1 protein-coding gene is annotated in these 277 nt (G+C 67.9%); it reads left to right on the forward strand.

What is annotated here, in order from left to right; translation table 11 throughout:
- The coding region (locus tag IF43_RS0135875; RefSeq protein WP_030211371.1) for a transglycosylase SLT domain-containing protein at window positions 1-277 on the forward strand (277 nt) is incomplete at both ends.

Below are 277 nucleotides of genomic sequence, written 5' to 3' on the forward strand. Positions count from 1 at the left end.
GCATGCCGCGGCGCCGTCGAGTGCGAAGGCGATCGCGCAGCAGATGATCAAGGACCCGGCGCAGTTCGCGGCCTTCAGCAAGATCGTGGAGCACGAGAGTGGCTGGAACCCCTCCGCCACCAACGCCTCCTCCGGTGCCTACGGCCTGGTCCAGGCGCTGCCGGGTTCGAAGATGGCCTCGGCGGGTGCGGACTGGAAGACCAACCCGGCCACCCAGATCAAGTGGGGTCTGGACTACATGAACTCCCGCTACGGCTCCCCGGTCGGCGCCTGGAAC

Origin of the sequence: Streptomyces sp. NRRL S-87 (assembly GCF_000719335.1) — a bacterium.
Classification (GTDB): domain Bacteria; phylum Actinomycetota; class Actinomycetes; order Streptomycetales; family Streptomycetaceae; genus Streptomyces.